At 50.5% G+C, this 19,986-nt stretch carries 17 protein-coding genes; 10 read left to right on the top strand and 7 right to left on the bottom strand.

Going from position 1 to position 19,986, the window contains the following annotated elements; translation table 11 throughout:
- Window positions 1–209: 209 nt before the first annotated feature.
- Entirely contained in the window at window positions 210–707 is a 498-nt protein-coding gene (locus tag OXB_RS08445; protein WP_041073419.1) for a C40 family peptidase, read from the top strand.
- 1,133 nt (window positions 708–1,840) lie between these two features.
- On the opposite strand, the gene OXB_RS08450 is transcribed toward OXB_RS08445, so the two are convergent.
- Together OXB_RS08450 and secA2 are read right to left on the bottom strand one after the other, a co-directional pair.
- Window positions 1,841–2,734 carry an accessory Sec system S-layer assembly protein gene (locus OXB_RS08450; RefSeq protein WP_041073422.1) on the bottom strand — a complete coding sequence of 298 codons (894 nt, stop codon included), beginning with the start codon at window positions 2,732–2,734 and terminating at the stop codon, window positions 1,841–1,843.
- Window positions 2,731–5,097, bottom strand: a complete 2,367-nt coding sequence (gene secA2 / locus OXB_RS08455; RefSeq protein ID WP_041073424.1) for an accessory Sec system translocase SecA2 — start codon at window positions 5,095–5,097, stop codon at window positions 2,731–2,733. The genes OXB_RS08450 and secA2 overlap by 4 nt, the downstream gene beginning before the upstream one ends.
- 258 nt (window positions 5,098–5,355) lie before the next feature.
- On the opposite strand from secA2, the gene OXB_RS08460 reads away from it, so the two are divergent.
- On the top strand, window positions 5,356–6,399 hold the full coding sequence (locus OXB_RS08460) for a glycosyltransferase family 4 protein (RefSeq protein WP_041073426.1): 1,044 nt from the start codon (window positions 5,356–5,358) through the stop codon (window positions 6,397–6,399).
- Window positions 6,400–6,705: 306 nt separating this feature from the next.
- Here the strand turns inward: OXB_RS08460 and OXB_RS08465 are convergent, their stop codons facing one another.
- Together OXB_RS08465 and OXB_RS08470 are read right to left on the bottom strand one after the other, a co-directional pair.
- A complete protein-coding gene (locus tag OXB_RS08465; protein ID WP_041073428.1) occupies window positions 6,706–7,755 on the bottom strand; it encodes an LCP family protein in 1,050 nt (349 codons plus the stop codon).
- Window positions 7,756–7,918: 163 nt separating this feature from the next.
- Window positions 7,919–8,551, bottom strand: coding sequence for a YigZ family protein (locus tag OXB_RS08470; protein WP_041073430.1), 633 nt, complete (start codon window positions 8,549–8,551; stop codon window positions 7,919–7,921).
- Window positions 8,552–8,916: 365 nt separating this feature from the next.
- Here OXB_RS08470 and OXB_RS08475 point away from each other — a divergent pair, with 365 nt between their 5' ends.
- The 4 genes from OXB_RS08475 (at window position 8,917) to OXB_RS08490 (ending at window position 12,872) form a co-directional block, all read left to right on the top strand.
- Complete coding sequence (locus tag OXB_RS08475; RefSeq protein WP_041073432.1) at window positions 8,917–10,074, top strand: sensor histidine kinase; 1,158 nt, start codon at window positions 8,917–8,919, stop codon at window positions 10,072–10,074.
- Window positions 10,075–10,092: 18 nt separating this feature from the next.
- Window positions 10,093–10,767, top strand: coding sequence for a response regulator (locus tag OXB_RS08480; RefSeq protein ID WP_041073434.1), 675 nt, complete (start codon window positions 10,093–10,095; stop codon window positions 10,765–10,767).
- 369 nt (window positions 10,768–11,136) lie between these two features.
- Window positions 11,137–11,709, top strand: coding sequence for a hypothetical protein (locus OXB_RS08485; protein ID WP_041073436.1), 573 nt, complete (start codon window positions 11,137–11,139; stop codon window positions 11,707–11,709).
- 803 nt (window positions 11,710–12,512) lie between these two features.
- Entirely contained in the window at window positions 12,513–12,872 is a 360-nt protein-coding gene (locus OXB_RS08490) for a hypothetical protein (RefSeq protein ID WP_041073438.1), read from the top strand.
- 1 nt (window position 12,873) lies between these two features.
- Here OXB_RS08490 and OXB_RS08495 read toward each other — a convergent pair whose 3' ends face one another.
- The 3 genes from OXB_RS08495 to OXB_RS08505 form a co-directional block, all read right to left on the bottom strand.
- A complete protein-coding gene (locus OXB_RS08495; RefSeq protein ID WP_041073439.1) occupies window positions 12,874–13,386 on the bottom strand; it encodes a competence protein ComK in 513 nt (170 codons plus the stop codon).
- Between the two features lie 166 nt (window positions 13,387–13,552).
- Window positions 13,553–14,719, bottom strand: a complete 1,167-nt coding sequence (locus tag OXB_RS08500) for a M20 family metallopeptidase (protein ID WP_041073441.1) — start codon at window positions 14,717–14,719, stop codon at window positions 13,553–13,555.
- Between the two features lie 91 nt (window positions 14,720–14,810).
- On the bottom strand, window positions 14,811–15,326 hold the full coding sequence (locus tag OXB_RS08505) for an antibiotic biosynthesis monooxygenase family protein (protein WP_041073443.1): 516 nt from the start codon (window positions 15,324–15,326) through the stop codon (window positions 14,811–14,813).
- 214 nt (window positions 15,327–15,540) lie between these two features.
- On the opposite strand from OXB_RS08505, the gene hemE reads away from it, so the two are divergent.
- From hemE to OXB_RS08525, 4 genes are all read left to right on the top strand, one after another.
- Window positions 15,541–16,581, top strand: a complete 1,041-nt coding sequence (hemE, locus tag OXB_RS08510) for a uroporphyrinogen decarboxylase (RefSeq protein WP_041076517.1) — start codon at window positions 15,541–15,543, stop codon at window positions 16,579–16,581.
- A gap of 150 nt (window positions 16,582–16,731) precedes the next feature.
- On the top strand, window positions 16,732–17,664 hold the full coding sequence (hemH, locus tag OXB_RS08515) for a ferrochelatase (protein WP_041073446.1): 933 nt from the start codon (window positions 16,732–16,734) through the stop codon (window positions 17,662–17,664).
- A 23-nt stretch (window positions 17,665–17,687) separates the two neighbouring features.
- Window positions 17,688–19,106: a protoporphyrinogen oxidase gene (gene hemY / locus OXB_RS08520; RefSeq protein ID WP_041073448.1), complete on the top strand. Its 1,419-nt coding sequence runs from the start codon at window positions 17,688–17,690 to the stop codon at window positions 19,104–19,106.
- An 83-nt stretch (window positions 19,107–19,189) separates the two neighbouring features.
- The gene (locus OXB_RS08525; RefSeq protein WP_041073449.1) at window positions 19,190–19,879 is read left to right on the top strand and encodes a hypothetical protein; all 690 of its coding nucleotides are present in this window, start codon (window positions 19,190–19,192) and stop codon (window positions 19,877–19,879) included.
- Window positions 19,880–19,986: the final 107 nt, after the last annotated feature.

The raw sequence follows: 19,986 nt of genomic DNA on the forward strand, positions 1-19,986 counted from the left end.
TAGCCTCCATTCTATTTTAGCATTCCTCTTATATTCCCTTTATTCGACGGGCGCAAACCTCAATTTCTATTACAATATTTCAAATAAATGAGACAATCGATTTATTCGTAACGGCTTTGTTACATAAATGTAATATTGAGTCGTTCTGAAACATGGTAAGGTTGTTGCAGATGGTTTTTTACATATAAATTAAGCCAATGGGGGAACACATGAAACTTACATTTACAATGAAAAAAACGATTACAATCTTTGTAATGGCATTACTATTATTCGTCGCACCATTCACTGGACAAGCTGAAGCGTCGACTTCCAAATCGGAAGCGATTTCAAAAACGGCAACTAGCCTAACCGGCATCAAATACGTATACGGCGGGACGACAACGAGCGGATTCGACTGCTCCGGCTACGTATCGTACGTATTCAAACAAAATGGAATCGACCTGGCACGCACATCTTCCGGCATGTACGCATCCGGAACCGCGGTGAAAAAAGCCGATCTGGAAACAGGAGATCTCGTATTCTTCAATACATCGGGTAAAGGGGTTTCTCACGTAGGGATCTACATAGGAGATGGCAAATTTGCACACGCATCCACTTCCCGTGGTACGCGTGTCGACCAATTGGACGATCCTTATTATTGGGGCAGCCGTTACATTGGGGCAAAACGCATCTCGGGCGTCAACTCCGTAGCCTCTGCAACAAAATAATGAATACATATAGCGCAGAATGTCGAATAACCGACACTCTGCGCTTTTTCATTGTTTAGAAAGCTGAGAAATTCTGGATTGATAATAATTTTCCAGCCGAATGCCTTTTCGGCCAGACGCCAGGCACTGTTTTTAATGCAGTCCATTTCAGGTGCCTTAATTTCTGCAAAGTTCGCAGAAGTTAAGGCGAATCAAGCCCTTCGCTGCTTGATTTGCAAAGAAAGGCAAGGAGGGTGTAAGCAAATCGGCATCGAATGCAAGGAAACTAGTAGGGAGTGCAAGGAAACTAGTAGGGGGTGCAAGGAAAGAGGTTAGAAGTGCAAATAAGGACTGGGGGAGGGCGAGCAATCAGGGAACTGCTGCAAAGGAGAAGTAAAGGAGCGGGTGTGTGAGAAATCTAACGGGGTGAATGAGTTCAGCGCCTGGGTTTGTCAGAGTTCTCCCGGGGTGCATGAGTTCGTCACCAGGGTGTGCGAGTTCCGTCGGAAGGTGTGCGAGTTTCGCCAAGGTGTGTCAGAAATCTCCCGGGGTATATGAGTTCGTCACCAGGGTGTGCGAGTTCCGTCGGAAGGTGTGCGAGTTTCGCCAGGGTGTGTCAGAAATCTCCCGGGGTGCATGAGTTCGTCGCCAGGGTGTGCGAGTTCCGCCTGGGTGTGCCAGAATTCTTCTGGGGTATATGAGTTCAGCGCCAGGGTGTGCGAGTTCCGTCCGAGGGTGTGCGAGTTTCACCAAGGTGTGTCAGAAATCTCCCGGGGTATATGAGTTCGTCACCAGGGTGTGCGAGTTCCGTCCGAAGGTGTGTCAGTTTCGCCAGGGTGTGTCAGAAATCTCCCGGGGTGCATGAGTTCGTCGCCAGGGTGTGCGAGTTCCGCCCGAAGGTGTGCGAGTTTCGCCTGGGTGTGTCAGAAATCTCCGGGGGTATATGAGTTCGTCGCCGGGGTGTGCGAGTTCCGTCCGAAGGTGTGCGAGTTTCGCCTGGGTGTGTCAGAAATCTCCGGGGGTATATGAGTTCGTCGCCGGGGTGTGCGAGTTCCGTCCGAAGGTGTGCCAGTTTGCAAGCAGCAGGGGATACGAGTCCTATCCTCCCCAACAAAAAAAGAGGCTGCTTCGGCAGCCTCTTTCAATCTGATCTTTTATTGCGGGACGCGGACGGTCCAGCGGGAGAAATCGGGTTCTTCTTTTTGGACCATTTCCTTCGGATAGATGAAAGTCCATGGTTTCGATGTGTTCGCTTTGACCGATAGCGGAGCCAGCTCGAATGAGCCGCGAGCAACTTGATCGCCCGTTGCATCGATGAGCTCGAGTGGCAGCTTTTCGATGTTGATTTGCTTGGAGTGGCCGTTGCGGATGAAGACGGAAGCTGCGATGCTGCCGTCGTCTTGCTGTTTCACTTGGAATCCGCTGATGTTCACTTCACGCGGCTTTAATTTCGGCAGGCCCTCCACCACTTTTGATAAGGCTTCTTTCTGCTCAGTAGACAAGCCCTCTTCCCAAGTCGGTTCGAGTTCCAATTTGTGAGGCACCATCGACTGGACGTTGAAAGCGAGCTTCCAATTTTCTGCCGGCGGTTCTTCAGCAAAAATGTTCTCTTTTGTAAAGACGAATACCCATGGCCGTGCGCTCCGTGGCGGGATGTCGCCTAACTCTTTCAAATCGAACTCATCGGAAGCAACGGTTTTTCCTTCTGCGTCGAGCAAAAGCAATTCGACTGATCCGACGGAAATCTGCTGATCGAGCGAGGAACGGAAGAACGCTTTGACGAGCCAGCTGCCATTCGCCGGTTCGACGTCGATGTCGATCCCTGATAGCGAAATCTGGTTCGGTTTGAGCGGTTCCAGTTCATTCGACAAGAAGCGGAAGACGTACTCTTGCTCTTGCGGAATGGTCCATGACGGATGAAGGGAAAGCGGAGTTTCCACTTCGTCGGTGCTCGTCGAAGACTGGACGCCCTCTACGATTTCTTCGGATCCGATGGTGCTATCGGATCCTGTTTTTTCCACTTTCTTAAAAAAGGAGAATAGTTTCATTGTTGTTGTGCCTCCATTTGTTCATTAATCTGTTTCATGAACCCGATCACCTCGGATGCGATGTTCCGACGCAATTTCTGGTAATGCTTGGCGAAAAGCTGGAGCCCTTCCCGCTGATAAATTCGCATCGGATCTTCCTGGCCATATGAACGGAGTCCGATCCCTTCCTTCAGACGAGTCATCACTTCCAAATGTTTCACCCATGTCGTATCAATATGGGATAGCATTACTTGCGGAATGAACTGCAAGATTTGCTCATGCTCGGCAAATGAATCGATGAAGGCGAGCAAATTGTCGATCGGTTCCTTGTACAGTTTCATAATATCGGCCACCCGCTCGACTGTAGGCGGAATGGACACTTGTTCCAGCAGCATGGCATTCATCGTTCGCTCGATCCGTTGCAGATCCCAGCTATCCGGGGACTCATTTTCCGGACAGCTGTCGTACACGACGAACTCCACAGCTTCATGGAGCATCGTCTTCAATTGGCCGAGAATGTCTTCCCGCGTCAATACTTTGTCACGCAACGAATAGATGACTTCCCGCTGATCATTGATGACGTCATCGAGTTTCAAGTTGTACTCCCGCATGGAGAAGTGGGCGCCTTCGACGATGCGTTGCGTCCGCTCTGTCAGTTCATGGACATCCGCGTTCTGGACGAGGCCGTCTGCATCCGTCTCCACTTTCTTCATGAACTTCTCCAAATCGTCTTTCGCGAACCGTTTGAACATATCATCTTCGAGGGAAAGGAAAAACTGGCTTTCCCCGTGGTCCCCCTGTCTTCCGGAACGTCCGCGCAGCTGGTTGTCGATGCGTCGGCTTTCATGCTTTTCCGTTCCGAGGACGAAGAGTCCGCCGACTTCCTCGACCCCTTCACCGAGCACGATATCCGTCCCGCGTCCCGCCATATTCGTCGCAACCGTAATATGGCCGAGCTGACCCGCTTGGGAAATCAAATCGACTTCCTGCTCCACACTTTTCGCGTTCAGCAGATGGTAGGACAATTTATATTCATCCAAATACTCGACGACTTTTTCCGACTGCAGGATGGAAGTGGTCCCGACCAAGACAGGTTGTCCTGTCTTATGGCGCTCCGCCACTTCTTTCGCCACTGCTCTGTATTTCTGATCGATTGTTTCATAGACTTTATCCGGGGAATCGATCCGTTGGCGTGGACGGTTTGTCGGGATTTGGATGACCTCCATGCCATACACTTCGCGGAATTCCTTCTCCTGTGTCTTCGCCGTTCCGGTCATGCCGCTCAGCTGCGGGTACATGCGGAAATAGTTCTGGATCGTAATTTGGGCCTGCGCCTTGTTTTCCTCCGTGATCGGCAAGCCTTCCTTCGCTTCGATCGCCTGATGCAAGCCATCTGAAAGGGTGCGGCCTTCCATGATGCGCCCCGTGAACATATCGACCAACTCGATTTTGTCGTCTTTTACGATATAGTCGACATCCCGTTTGAAGATGACATGGGCACGGACAGCTTGAATCATGTAATGGTAGAGAGTCTGGTGCTCCAAATCATAGAGGTTGTCCACACCGAATGCTTTTTCGACCTTCTCGATTCCGGTATCCGTCAAAGATGTCGCTTTCGTTTCATCTTCGAAATCAAAATCGACACCTTGTTTGAACCGTTTCGCAAGACGTGCCGCGATGTTATGGAGATCGGCGTCTGCCTGCATCTTGCCCGCGACGATCAACGGTGTTTTCGCCTCGTCGACAAGGACGCTGTCCACTTCGTCGATGATCGCGAAATGATAAGGGCGCTGCACTTTTTGTGAAATATGCTGCGTCATATTGTCCCGCAAGTAATCAAAACCGAATTCGGTACCGACACCGTATGTAATGTCGGCATCATAGGCTTCCTTCTTTGCCGGGCCTTGCATCATCGGCACATTGAGGCCGACCGTCAATCCGAGGAAGCGATGAATCTGTCCGATCTGCTCATAGTCCCGCTTCGCCAAGTAATCATTCACCGTGATGACATGGACGCCTTTGCCTTCAAGCGCCCGCACATAGGAAGGCAAGGAAGCGACAAGCGTCTTTCCTTCCCCTGTCGGCATCTCGGCAATATTCCCTTCGGTCAGCACCATGCCGCCGATGAGCTGTACATCGAAATGGCGCATGCCGAGCACCCGCTTCGACGCTTCCCGGACAACCGCGAATGCGTCAGGTGTGATATTGGCAACGGTCGCTCCATCCAGCAACTTTTCTCTGAATCTATCCGTCATAGTACGCAGCTCGTCATCCGACATCGCTTCATAAGTGGATTCCAATTTATTTATCTGGTTGACAAGTTTACGGTATTTCCGCAATTGCCTTTCGCTCGTCTGATTTGAACGTTTGAATAGTGATAACATGAATGAACGCTCCTTTTTCTAGTCCTGCTTACAAGGACACGTTCTTATTTTATCAAACAGAACGTCAAAAGACTACTCTTACAGGAAATCTGTATATATAAGGAAGGCGAAAAAACAGATTAGCTCGCCGGGGAAAGGGGAAGATAGGAACTAAGGAACCAACCGTGAAAAGTAATCTAGCAGAGAGTGCTTTCCGCAACCAATCATGCTATAATACTGTTGATTTGATAAATTATCGTTTATTCAGGGAGGAAGGACATGTTATTTGTTGCATTGGCCGCTGCTTTCATAGCGTCCATCATACTTACTCCACTCGTCATTAAATTCGCATTTAAAATCGGAGCGGTCGACCGGCCGAATTATCGGAAAGTACATGCTTCCATCATGCCGCGCATCGGCGGTTTGGCGATATTCGGCGCATTCATGATCGGTTATTTCATTTTACGTCCGGATGACGAGCATGCAGTCGGCATCCTCATTGGTGCCTTGATCATCATTGTCACCGGTTTTCTGGATGATATGCTCGAAATTACGGCGAAAGCAAAAATGGCGGGTCAATTGGCTGCTGCCATCGTCGTGGTGACGTGGGGCGGATTGCAGATCGAGTACATTAATCTACCGTTCATCGGCCCGTTGGACTTCGGGTATTTGAGCATCCCGATTACGATCATTTGGATCATTGGAATCACCAATGCCATTAACCTGATTGATGGGTTGGATGGATTGGCTGCGGGTGTTTCCACGATCGCACTCATCTCCATGACAGTGATGGCAGTGCTCATGGGAGATATGTTCGTTATTGCTACGGCCTCCATCTTGGCGGCAAGTTCGTTAGGATTCCTGTTTTACAATTTCCATCCCGCAAAAATTTTCATGGGGGATACGGGTTCGTTGTTCTTGGGATATATGATTTCAGTTCTTGCACTCCTGGGATTCAAAAACATCGCGGTCGTATCGCTCGTCATTCCGATCATCATGCTCGGCGTTCCCATTTCGGACACATTCTTCGCTATCGTCCGCCGGGTCCGCATGAAGCAGGCGATTACGGCTCCGGATAAATCGCATTTGCATCACTGTCTACTGCGCATCGGGTTCTCCCACCGCCAGACGGTATTGATCATTTATGGACTAGCCATCCTCTTCGGTGTAACGGGAATCCTATTCTCGCAAGCGACGGTGTGGGGCGCGATCCTGCTCATCCTCGTCATGCTGATCATCATCGAACTGTTTGTCGAAATCATCGGATTGGCCGGCTCGAATTATCGCCCGCTCTTGAACCTCGTTCGGATGATCGGGAAATAATGAAGATGAAAGGGGCTGTCCGAAAAGTCCAGGCACAGAGTTGGATACTAGCAAAAAGCAAGGGCGCCGGGAGACTCCTGCGGGAAAGCCGGCCGACGAGACCCCGCACGGCTGTAAGCCGGAGGAGGCTCGTCGGCTGGCCCGCGGAAAGCGACCAGAGCCCTTGCTTTTTGCGTGTTTAACCGGAAAATCCACTTTCTGGACAGCCCCTTTTTTATTCGTTGCAGCCCCTATTAAGAGAAGGGTATCCAATTAGTTGAATAAAGCCGTAAAAAAACCGGAGTGCCCGTGAAGGCCTCCGGTTTTTCAATATTCGTTTTCAGGTGCGCGATTCGCGGATTCGATGACAGTGGTGGTGCTATCCGTCAATTTGGAGGTGTCGGAATCCAACTCGAGATGGGATTTCAATTGGAATTTCACGTCTTCCAAACTTTTTTCGTCAAGTCTGAAATAATAGCCGTAAGGTGTCCAATCGTCGTATCCTTCGATGTTGACATTTTGGACGTCAGGCATGCCGCCTTTCGCATATTCCAGGAAAGACATCATTTCTTTGAACGTCATGTCGGTCTTCATATTGTCGCCGAGCGCATCGATGACATCACCGTATTTCGTAATCGATTTGACGGAAGTGGCTTCTTTGATCATCGCTTGGATGATCATTTGTTGACGCTCCCCTCTCATCAAATCGCTATCTTGCTTACGCGTTCTTGCCAAGGCAAGGGCATGGCGCCCGTCCAAGCGATGGATCCCTTTGACGAGTTGGATTGCATTTTTGTCGTTTTCATCCTTTTCCAGGCGGTCGTAAGGGACTTCCACTTCGATTCCGCCCAGTGCGTCCACCACTTCAATGAACGCATTGAAGTTCATTTTCACGTAGTAGTCAATCGGGATATCCAGCATTTCCTCGACGGTGTCAATTGCCGCTTTCGTGCCGCCGTACGCATGGGCATGCGTAATTTTATCCTGCTTCCTGATTTCCGGAATGTAGACATAGGCATCACGCGGAATGCTGAGCAATTTTACGGATTTCTCGGTTGGGTTCAAAGTCGCAACGAGCAGGGCATCGGATCGGCTGCTGTCCCCCTGCGATCGAATGTCACTGTCATCGACGCCGATCAATAGGATCGATACATTGTCATGCGCAGGTTCCACTGCTACTTCCCGGGCTTCCGGTTTCGACCGGTCCGGAACCGCCTCGTACGCACGATCCACCGCGTCCGCCGCCTTCTGCTGCAATGAGGCAGCGAATGCCGCTACGACGAAAAAAACTGAAAGGGTGAGAAGAAGTCCGACCTTGAGAAATAGGCGCTTTTTGGACGATTTTTTCTGTCGTTTCTTGAAATCTCTTCTTTTCATTTGCGTTCCTCCGGGTTGGATTCCGTAGGGCAACAAGCCCGGAATCCTATCATATAAAGGGGTATCGCCAGCATGCTGCAATGGCGGCATGGCGAAGTTTCGCTTGCTTAGTAAACTACAATCTTTCCCATTATACTATTTTATCCGCTAAACGTATACCCTTTCAGCGATCGGTTTCCAGAAATTCGCTAGAAACCGACAAAATGCCGGCTTGCCCGTTTGTCATTTCCGTCATCCATGCAGTGAACTCTTCCACTTCGGCTACTGGAACGTAGAGAAAGAGATCCACACCATCTGCATAGGTGATGTCCTTCAACGGATAGGGGGATTGCCGGGCTTCATTTTCCACTTTGCCGAGCCAAGTGTAATCGATCGTCACTTTCATGAGTTCATGCAGTCTGCGATGGACGACGCCGGCCGCGTCAATCCCGACTGAGGTGGCACGTCCATAGGCGCGGATCAGTCCGCCTCCCCCCAACTTAATGCCGCCGAAATAACGCGTCACAACGACAACGGTGTCCTTCAGCCCTTGCTTTTTCAGCACTTCGAGCATTGGGACACCCGCTGTTCCGGAAGGTTCTCCATCGTCGTTCGCCTTCTGAATCTGATCATGTTCGCCGATCAGGTAGGCTGAGCAATTATGGGTGGCTGCATGGTGCTGCTTTTTGATTTCCTGGATGAACTCAAGAGCTTCCTCTTCCGTCTCCGCCCGTTTAATATAGGTAAGGAATCTGGACTTTTGAATAATCAATTCGCTTTCTCCATATCCCTTTATGGTGTAATAATCTTCTCGCATTGGCAATACCTCCAATATTTCTTGAATTTCGACCTGATCAAGCTGAATTTCTTGCTTTCTGAAAGCGAGAGGAAAATCCCGCCTCCGTTTTCAATTACGGATTGTTTATTCAGCTGAACGAACAAGGCCATTGTAGCCGTTCCAGAAGGAAAAAGCGAACTGGTTACGACCGTACGTTCCTGTTTGTGGTAAGGCCGGGATTCATTTACAGAGTTTGTCTTTCCTAATTCAGCAAATCTGTAATACAATTTTAACATGCAAATGGGACTATAATGATATAATGAGTGATGTGTGTTAGGAAGTTCATCATTCTTGCGATACTGCTCATCTATTGCGATGTTTCGGCTAGAAGCGGAGGAAGCGAATTGAAGGAAACTACATTTGATATCCAGACGTTGGATGCCATTTTCAATAACATGGTTCGCACAATGGATCAATCTAAAAATGATATATTCATTATAAGTGAACAGAGCCGGCAAAGCTTTGAAGAGATGCAAAATGAGCTGAAAATGGTGAAAGAGGATATTTCCCGGGTAATTACGGAAGGCGATTATTTGGAAGATATGACACGCCATTCCCGTAGGAGACTTGCCGACGTATCGAAAAGTTTCATGAATTATTCCGAAGAAGAAGTGCGGCAAGCATACGAAGTTGCCAATGATTTGCTCGTCCGCCTCTCGGTCAATAAGATGGAAGAAAAGCAGCTGCGACAGCGGCGCGATGAATTGGATCGCAGATTGGCCGGGCTGATGGAGACGATCGAGCGGGCCGATCAGCTTGTCAGCCAGGTGACAACAGTTGTCAATTATTTGACGACTGATCTGAAAAATGTGGGAGAAGCCCTCGAATCGGCACGCCATAAATCGGAATTTGGCATTCGCATCATCCAAGCGCAAGAGGAGGAGCGGAAACGGCTGTCCCGGGACATCCATGATGGTCCCGCTCAAATGTTGGCCAATGTCATGATCCGGTCGGGGTTGATTGAAAAGACGTATACGGAGAAAGGGCCTGACAAGGCATTGGCCGAACTCGCCGATCTCAAGGAGATGGTGAGGAGCGCGTTGTATGAAGTACGCCGCATCATCTATGATCTCCGGCCGATGGCATTGGATGATCTGGGGTTGATTCCGACGTTGAAAAAATATTTGACCACTGTGGAAGAATATCAAAAAGGTGTGACAATCCACTTTCAAAGCACGGGGCAGGAACGTCGATTTAACTCGAATTTTGAAGTTTCCGTTTTTCGGCTTGTCCAGGAGTCCGTCTCAAATGCATTAAAACATGCAAATTGCACGGACATATGGGTGAAAGCGGAGTGGATTCACGATATAATGAATATCATCATCAAAGATAATGGAAAAGGGTTCGAACAGAAAGAAGTGAAAGATAAGTCATTTGGCTTGATTGGGATGAGGGAGCGGATCGACCTGTTGAAGGGGGAAATGAACGTCATTTCCAATCCCGGTACAGGGACAACCATCCTTTTCCGCATTCCGCTACGAATGGACATGATTGACTACTAGGCATTGGAGGAAAGAATTATGACAAAGATCTTAATTGTTGACGACCATCAGTTGTTCCGGGAAGGAGTGAAACGCATCCTGGATTTCGAAGACTCGTTCAATGTGGTGGCCGAGGGAGATGATGGAAGTGAAGTGGTGGAGCTTTATCGGCAATACCTTCCGGATGTCGTGCTGATGGATATCAATATGCCACGCATGAACGGGGTAGACGCGACGGAGAATTTGATTCAAGAATTTCCTGACGCAAAAGTGATCATGCTTTCTATCCATGACGACGAATCCTATGTGTCTCACGCACTGAAAACAGGGGCGCTCGGCTATATGCTGAAAGAAATGGATGCTGATGCGATTGTCCAAGCGATCAAAGTCGTGGCAGCGGGCGGTTCGTATCTTCACCCGAAAGTGACGCATAATCTTGTGACGGAATTCCGCAGATTGAGCGAGCGTGAACATAAAGGATCATTCCAGCAAAACGATATCCGCCGTCCGTTCCATTTGCTCACGAAACGGGAGTGTGAGGTGCTCCAATTATTGACGGATGGGCAAAGCAACCGGACAATTGGTGAAACGCTGTTCATTTCCGAAAAGACAGTCAAAAACCATGTCTCCAGCATCTTGCAGAAGATGGCAGTTAATGACCGGACGCAAGCTGTCGTCACAGCAATTAAAAACGGTTGGGTTGAAGTGAAATGATCAATTATGCCTTGGCATAATTGCGTCCGGATTTTGAATCGAGCTTGAGGCCTGCGTGGTGCAGGTCGTGCAGCCGTTGCGAATCGATTGCCGTATTTCTGCGTACATTGTAGAAATTAAGGCACTTTCAGGATGTCCACGCACTACATTCCACTTAACTCCTTTCAAAATCTGTGACATCCGCCGGAGGCTTGGGCAGCGCAATATTGGTGTTGGTCATGTCGGCGTTCGGATACCCGCTGAACAGGAAATAAATCTACATGCATCTCACCACTTACCATGGTGGGAGCCTTCTGGTGAATAAAGATAAATAAAAGGGGGCCTTCCGCTGCAGGACAGGCCCTTTTATGCGCGTAGGAGGAAAAAATGATGAAACGGAATACAGGATTACTCATGTTGGCATTGCTTCTCATATTGGGAGCCTGCGGCAAAAAGGAAGACTCGTTGGAAGGGAAAGGTTCGGTCAACGACGGCGAGCAATCGATGAATTCCCAAGGAACCGTCGACCATGGCGTCGATGACCGGAAAGTGGGATTCAGTTTGTCCGGTGATTCGATCGAGGAAGCGGCGGGCATTCCGCCAGAGGAAAAAGAGCGGATCCTTGAAGTGTTCGATGTGTACATCAAGACGTTGAACGACCGGGACATTGACGGATACTTGGCGACATTATCCGAAGAGAAGTATGATTTGGCGGAGGAACGCCAACTGACGGAGACGTTGTTCGACGAATATGATTTGACCCGGGAAGCGTCGGATGTCACGATTGTAAAATATAGCGAGACAGAAGCCCAAGTGTTCTCGAAAATCCAGACCGTCTATAAACAACAGGCTACCGGCCTCGAAACAAAACCGACCGGACGTCAGGTGACCGTCTTCAAGAAGGAAGGCGATGCCTGGAAAGTCGCGGGTGTCTATTATGTCGGCGACGAGGGCGAAGAATAAAGGAAACTGAAGGGGCTGTCCGAAAAGTCCAGGCACAGAGTTGGATACTAGCAAAAAGCAAGGGCGCCGGGAGACTCCTGCGGGAAAGCCGGCCGACGAGACCCCGCACGGCTGTAAGCCGGAGGAGGCTCGTCGGCTGGCCCGCGGAAAGCGACCAGAGCCCTTGCTTTTTGCGTGTTTAACCGGAGAATCCACTTTCTGGACAGCCCCTTTCATGGAGAGGCAATCCTGCTTAGGTGGCGATGGGTAGTGGGGGCTCATAGGTCTGGTGTCGACGCTCATAGGTATCTGGTGTCGACGCTAATTCACGACTCTACGCCCAAAAGTCTGTCTACCGCGCTCATAAGCCTCGGCTCCTCGCCCATAAGTCTGTCTACCGCGCCCATAAGCCTCGGTTCCTCGCCCATAAGTCTGTCATCCGCGCTCATAAGTCCCGGTTCTCGCCCATAAGTCAGTCTACCGCGCCCATAAGCCCCGGTTCCTCGCTCAAAAGTCTGTCATCCGCGCTCATAAGCCCCGGCTCCTCGCTCAAAAGTCAGTCTACCGCGCTCATAAGCCTCGGTTCCTCGCCCATAAGTCAGTCTACCGCGCTCATAAGCCCCGGCTCCTCGCCCGGAATCCTCAGTTCCGCGCATCCGCCCCGCCACCCGCTATACATAAAACGCCTGCCTTTTTCCCATACTAATTCCATCGCATACATAAATATTGAAAATAATCCCTGACGTATAAGGTTGATTTCTAATGGGATTGGGCATATAATAAAATAGAACAAATGTTCTTATCGAAGGGAAGGAGGGAGGGGGATGCCTTTAATTCCCGCGGAGGCATTGCCGTATTTTGAAAATATGATCTACTTGCCGATGGTGTTGATCATTCTGGAGCGTGACCGGCAGGCATTCGAAAAAGGGCCCTTCAAATTGAAAGGCCCGTATGTGAGACGGGTGGATGAAGCGGCGAAGCTGGTCCGTGCCGAGTTGAAAGAGACTACGGCTTATTTGCGCCGTCACGGCATGAAGGTCATACGGAACAAGACGGATGATACGTTCACGGAGTATGTATTCATCCATGGCGGTTATGAGGATAGCCGGCGTTATTTGAATGTTCGGCTGCGCAATCGGACGGAAGAGCTTCTGGATAGCTTCTTCGTCAAGGCAGGCATCTAAATCAGCCATCGGTAATGTAGGACAACGAGGACCGGCTCAGTTGCTTCTGCCTCTTCAGAAAATCCTTTTCCAGGAATCCGGCAAATGTATACTGGCGGTACATCGTGTTGGCGGAGATATCCACTTTGACGAATCTACCGTTTTCCAGATGCACTTTCGTACCTGATTCGCAGGCTTCGAAATAGTCGATTGCATGGTATGAAATCCACACGTTCTGGTCGGCTTGTGGAGATAATGTCGGCAGGAAGATATAAGGTCTGCCGTAATCATGAGCGATGATAATCGGTGTCTTATGATGTCTGCCCAGCGTCAGTTTGGCAGTACCGGTCGAACTTTGCAAGGAACCGCCGTAATAATCGCAGGAGCTCCTGACAACATGAATCGGTTTTCGCGGGACGATTGTTTCCCGGTGTCGTTCAATGATGCGGGTCCCTACTTTTTTTCCGTCTTTAACGGGTTGCAACACGAAGGTGTCGAAAGAAACGACGTAATTCGCGCTCTGTTCCTTAAACATCAACTAGCCACACTCCCTTATCAGTCATTATATTCCATTATAAATCAGAAAATTATAAAATCAACCAATAAGTGTATAATAAGAACTAGTCGTATGTTTAGTTAAATTGACTTATAGTTAAATGAAAAAACCTTCCTCTCATTCGGAAATGAGGGGAAGGCGGTTCTCAACCGTTCTGGTAGTCGATCGCCGCTGCACCAAGTGTCATGGCGGCTAGCAATATGGCTTTTTCATCGATGTCGAATTTCGGATGATGGTGGGGATAGACGTCTGCAGGCTGGGCTCCGGTGAAAAAGAAGGTGCCGGGCACTTTTTCTAGATAGTATGAAAAATCTTCCCCTGCCATGAAAGGATCGGTCTTTACGACGTGTTCCACGCCGGGGATGGTTTCAGCGACCGTTTTCAGGAATTCCGTCTCCGCCTGATGATTGACGACCGGCGGATAGCCACGGAAGTAATCGCAAGTGATTGTGCAATCGTTCAAAAAAGCCGTCCCGGCGACGATTCGCTGGATTTCCTCCTCTACAAGGTCCCGGATGGCGGGGGTGAACGTCCGCACTGTCCCGCGGATGGCAGCGGAATTCGCAATGATGTTGAAGGCATTTTCAGCAACGAAGGACCCGATGGACACAACCGCCGATTCGATCGGATTGACACGGCGGGACACGATCTGCTGCAAATTCATGACGAGCTGGGAGCCGATGACGATAGCATCTTTCGTCTGGTGAGGCGCCGCTCCATGGCCGCCCGCACCTTGGACGGTGATTTCGAAACGATCTGCCGCTGCCATCGCGGGTCCAATCACGTATTCGATCGTACCAAGGGGAATCAAGGACCAGAGATGGGTGCCGAAGATGACATCGACGCCATCGAGGCAGCCTGCTTCAATCATCGACTTGGCGCCGCCCGGGGCGTACTCTTCAGCATGTTGGTGAATGAACACATACTCCCCGGCCAGGCATTCCCGAATGCCATGGATCGCTTTTGCCAGCTGGAGCAAAGCCGCCGTGTGCCCGTCGTGCCCGCACGCATGCATAACTCCGGGAACGGTCGATTTGTATGGGACATCCTTTTCATCCTGAATCGGCAACGCGTCAAAGTCGGCGCGCAAAGCGACGACTTTTCCAGGTTTCCCGCCCTTCACCCGGGCGACAACGCCATTGCCGCCGACACCCGTCTTCACTTCCACTCCTAGATCGGCATAGAAGTCATGGATGTAACGGGCCGTTTTCTCTTCTTGGAATGATAGCTCAGGATGCATATGTAAGTAGCGGCGCATTGCGACCATGTCGTCATAAGCCTGGTCCAGGTTTTCAAACAGTCTCTCTCTCATGCGATGACCCCCCTCAAAAAATGTTCTTTGCCTAAGTATAGCAACCCGGCCGAGGCGCAGCAATGAGTGAAAAAGCGCAACCCTTGTCAGGTCACGCTTCCTCGTCTTTCATTTTTGCCATATAGGTGGCGGTGTAGGGCGCACTCGTGAAAATATGCGGACGATCCGTTCCGATCCGGGCCCGGTCGATTTCATGCACTCGTTCGTATGATTTGGAATCTTTCCAAAGGTCATAAAATCTTGCTTCCGACCACTCGGTTAGAATGACATACGTATCCGAGTCAAGCGGACGCAGCAAGCGGAACGCGAGAAAACCGGGTTCCCCGTCTACTGCATTTTGTTGTGTTTTATAATGATGTTCAAATACGGGTCGGCCTTCATCCATTACATTAATATTATTAAGGGCGAAATAGCCGTTCTCTTTCAACTCACCCGATGCCCCGATCACTTCGAAACGCCGGGGTGTCTGAAATACCGATTTCCCTTCTGTTTCATGCAGTAAAATGGTGTTGCCTTGCCCGTGCATGATGAACATGTTTTCCTTCGCATGCTTTTCACGGAGCTTTTCCATGAACTCGGGCGTGCCGGACGTCATATAAATATTCAATCCCCATCCCTCCTCTTCTTATATGATTTATATTTTCCCTGAAAGGGCCGATTAAAACAAACCTTGACGAATCCATGACTACAATGTGGAAAAGGACGTACAATTTTATGACAAACAGAGTTTCATACTATACTTTCCAAAGGGGAACGTCTATATTGAGAACGGATATGTAGTAACGGGTAGTGATAAAACAATGAAAGTAGGAATCCATCAAATGACTCCATTCAACGATACACTTCTACGTGCCGCCCGTGGCGAGAAAATCAATCATACTCCTGTATGGTATATGCGGCAAGCTGGTCGTTCACAACCGGAATACCTTAAGATTAAAGAAAAATATTCTCTCGAAGAGATTACCCATCAACCGGAATTATGCGCTTATGTGACGAAACTCCCGGTGGATCAATATGGCGTGGATGCGGCCATTCTTTATAAAGATATTGTCACTCCGCTTCCGGGCATCGGCATCGATGTCAAAATCAAGGCCGGCGTCGGCCCGGTCATCAGCAATCCGGTCCGCACCGTCCAAGATGTCCAAAACCTAGGCGAATTGTCCCCGGAAGACGATATTCCATACGTCTTCGAGACGATTAAAATGTTGACGCAGGAACAATTGAACGTGCCCCTCATCGGATTCGCAGGTGCTCCGTTTACATTGGCGAGCTATATGATCGAGGGAGGGCCTTCAAAAGGGTATCATTTAACAAAAGCCTTCATGGTCTCGGAACCGGAAGCCTGGTTTGCGCTAATGGACAAGCTTGGCGATATGACTATCACATACATTCAAGCTCAGGTGGCGGCCGGGGTCAAAGCGGTCCAAATTTTCGACTCATGGGTCGGCGCGCTGAATGTGGCGGATTACCGGACATTCATCAAACCGGTCATGACGCGCATCTTCACGGAAATCCGCAAATTGAATATCCCGATAATCACGTTCGGCGTCGGCGCCAGCCATCTGGCGAACGAGTGGCATGATCTGCCGGTTGACGTCGTTGGCCTGGACTGGAGACTGTCCATCAAGGAAGCGGGCGAACGCGGATTGACGAAGCCGCTCCAAGGGAATCTCGATCCAGCGCTTCTGCTGGCCGATTGGAATATCATTGAGGAACGAGCGAAAGTGATCATTGAACAAGGCGTGGAACACGGCAACCATATCTTCAATCTCGGACACGGGGTGTTCCCGGCCGTCAAGCCGGCCACGTTGAAGAAGCTGACGGAATTCATTCACGAGTACAGTGCGAAATTGCGAGGCTAAGAACAAAGGCGGAGGGCGCCTGCCTATTTCCGGCAAGCGTAGAGGGCTGAGGGAAGGGCGCCCGGAGCTGGATGCGGACGCGCTGGTTTGACAAGTTGTTCAAAGGTTAAAATCTCCAAGCGACACGAAATTGAATGAGGTGAAACGAAGATGGCGAAAAAGACGATGGGGCTTTTGGTGATGGCTTACGGCACGCCCTACAAGGAAGAGGATATTGAACCGTATTACACGCATATTCGAAGAGGACGTCCACCGGCGCCTGAACAACTAGAGGATCTTCGGAACCGCTATGCGGCGATCGGCGGGATTTCACCGCTTGCCAAAATTACCGAGAATCAGGCCAACGCATTGGCCGATCGGTTGAATGAAGTGCAGGACGACATCGAATTCAAAGTGTATGTCGGCTTGAAACATATAACGCCGTTCATTGAAGAAGCGGTTGAGAAGATGAAGGAAGACGGGATCCAAGAGGCGGTTTCCATCGTCTTGGCACCTCATTTCTCTACATTCTCCGTAAAGTCATACAATGGACGGGCGCAAGAGGAAGCCGAGAAGCATGGCATCCGGATTACGTCTGTCGAGAGCTGGTACAAACAGCCGAAGTTCATCCAATATTGGAGCGATCAAGTGCGTACGACGTTTGAGAAGATGAGTGACACGGAGCGGGAGTCCGCTTGTCTGATAGTTTCGGCGCACTCTTTGCCGGAGAAAATCCTCGCTGCGGGCGATCCATATGCCGATCAATTGAAAGAGACGGCAGATTTGATTGCCGCGGCAGCGGGCGTAGAGACTTATGAAGTCGGTTGGCAAAGTGAAGGGCAGACGCCTGAGCCGTGGCTCGGACCGGATGTCCAAGATTTGACGCGCCAGCTGCATGAAGACAAAGGATATCGTGCATTCGTTTACACGCCGGTCGGATTCGTGTCCGACCATTTGGAAGTGCTATACGACAACGATTATGAGTGTAAAGTTGTCTGCGATGATATCGGGGCGGCATATTTCCGCCCGGCTATGCCGAATACCGATCCGCTTTTCATCGACGCAATGGCGGATGCGGTTTTTGAGAAACTGAACGAAGCGTAAAAGAGGAAAGGAAGCGAAAGGACATGGGCGGACAAAACAAGAAAGTCGTCATTGTCGGCGGGGGGATTACCGGGCTCTCCGCGGCGTTCTATATGCAGAAAGAGGCGCGTGAAAAAGGGCTTGCGCTCGATGTGATCCTTATTGAAGCATCCAATCGGCTAGGCGGCAAGATCCAGACGATACGGCGGGACGGTTTTGTCATCGAACGCGGGCCGGATTCATTCCTCATCCGGAAAAAAAGCGTGGATGTCCTGGCGAAGGACCTCGGGATTGAAGGGGAACTCGTCCGGAACGCAACGGGGCAGGCCTATGTCCTCGTCCATAACGAATTACATCCGATTCCGGGCGGGTCGGTCATGGGGATCCCGACCGAAATCGGTCCGTTTTTGAAGACGGGACTATTCACTTGGTCCGGCAAGATGCGGGCGGCGGGAGACTTTCTACTTCCCCGGTCGGGCGTGGAAGGCGATCAGTCCCTCGGCCAATTTTTCCGCCGGCGGTTTGGCGGAGAAGTTGTCGATAACCTGATCGAGCCGCTGCTGTCGGGTGTCTACGCCGGGAATATCGATACGATGAGCCTGGAATCGACCTTCCCGCAGTTTTATCAAGTGGAAAAGAAACACCGGAGCCTCATTTTAGGAATGAAGAAAACGACTCCGAAACAGCTTCCGCAGAAAAACAGCCACAGCAGCAAGCGGGAAGGTGCGTTCCATACATTCCGGAACGGTTTGGAAACATTGGTGGAAGCGGTAGAAGCGCAATTGAATCCAAATTCCGTCCTGAAAGGCGTGAAAGTCGAGGGAATCGAGACGAGGGACGGGAAAACCGTACTTCAGTTGAATGATGGAAGGGAAATCGAAGCCGACTCTGTCATCCTGACGACAGGACACGAGATGGCGGGCCGTTTATTCGCCCCGTACGGCATCTTGCAGAATTTGCGGAATATCCCGACCACGTCGGTTGCCACGATCGCGCTCGCGTTCCCGGAAGAGAGCATCGTCCAGGATAAGGAAGGGACGGGGTTCCTCGTGTCCCGGAGCAGCGATTACTCCATAACGGCGTGCACGTGGGTGCATCGCAAGTGGCCGACAACGACGCCGAAAGGGAAAGTGCTGCTGCGGGCCTTCGTCGGACGGGCCGGGGACGAGGCAATCGTAGACTTGCCCGACGCCGAAATCGAAAGGATCGTCCTCGCCGACCTTTCGAAGGTCATTGACATCCAAGGAAAGCCGGATTTCTCGGTCGTCACGCGTTGGAAGGAGGACCGGCCGCAATACCGGGTCGGCCATAAGCAACTGATCGAAGCCTCCCGTGCGGAACTGCATGCCCTCTTCCCACAAGTGAAACTCGCCGGCGCCTCCTACGACGGAGTCGGTTTGCCCGACTGTATCGACCAAGGACGAGCAGCTGTCGAAGAAGTGCTGCAAGAGTTATTTGAATGAACCCCAGCCTGCCCATGTGGCGGGCTTTTTTTAATGGCTTTTGCTTGGCTGTGTCTCTGGTGGATTAAGGTGGGGTGCAAGCATTGAATGCAAGGGAATTAGGGCACGGGAGCATGGTGAGTGCAAGGAAACGGGGTGCTGGTGCAAGCAACAGCGGGTTGAATGCAAGCAAGCCGGTTGGCAGGTGGGAAAACCGGTTTCCTGCAAGGAATTACAGGATGAACGCAAGGAAAAGCGTGGTGAGTGCAAGAAAGAGCATGGTGAGTGCAAGGAAACGGGGTGCTGGTGCAAGCAACAGCGGGTTGAATGCAAGCAAACGGAATAGCAGGCGGGAAAACTGGCTTCCTGCAAGGAATCACAGGATGAACGCAAGGAAATGCATGGTGGGTGCAAGGAAACCGGGTGTTGGTGCAAGCAACAGCGGGTTGAATGCAAGCAAACTGGTTGGCAGGCGTAGAAACCGGTTTCCTGCAAGGAATTACACGATGAACGCAAGAAAGAGCACGGTGAGTGCAAGGAAACCGGGTGTTGGTGCAAGCAAAGGTGGGGTGAATGCAAGCAAGCTGGTTGGCAGGTGGGGAAACCGGTTTCCTGCAAGGAATTACAGGATGAATGCAACAAAAAGCATGGTGAGTGCAAGGAAACGGGGTGCTGGTGCAAGCAACAGCGGGTTGAATGCAAGCAAGCTGGTTGGCAGGTGGGAAAACCGGTTTCCTGCAAGAAACAACAGGATGAACGCAAGAAAGAGCGTGGTGAGGGCAAGAAAACGGTAGCCCAATGCAAGCAATCGCCTACTAAGTACAAGCAAAATCAAGTGAGCTTTGTGTTCTGCTAATTTGCCTTCTTCTTCCGCGTTTCTTTTTATTCGCAAAGGGAAAAT

This window comes from Bacillus sp. OxB-1, from assembly GCF_000829195.1.
Taxonomy (GTDB): domain Bacteria; phylum Bacillota; class Bacilli; order Bacillales_A; family Planococcaceae; genus Sporosarcina.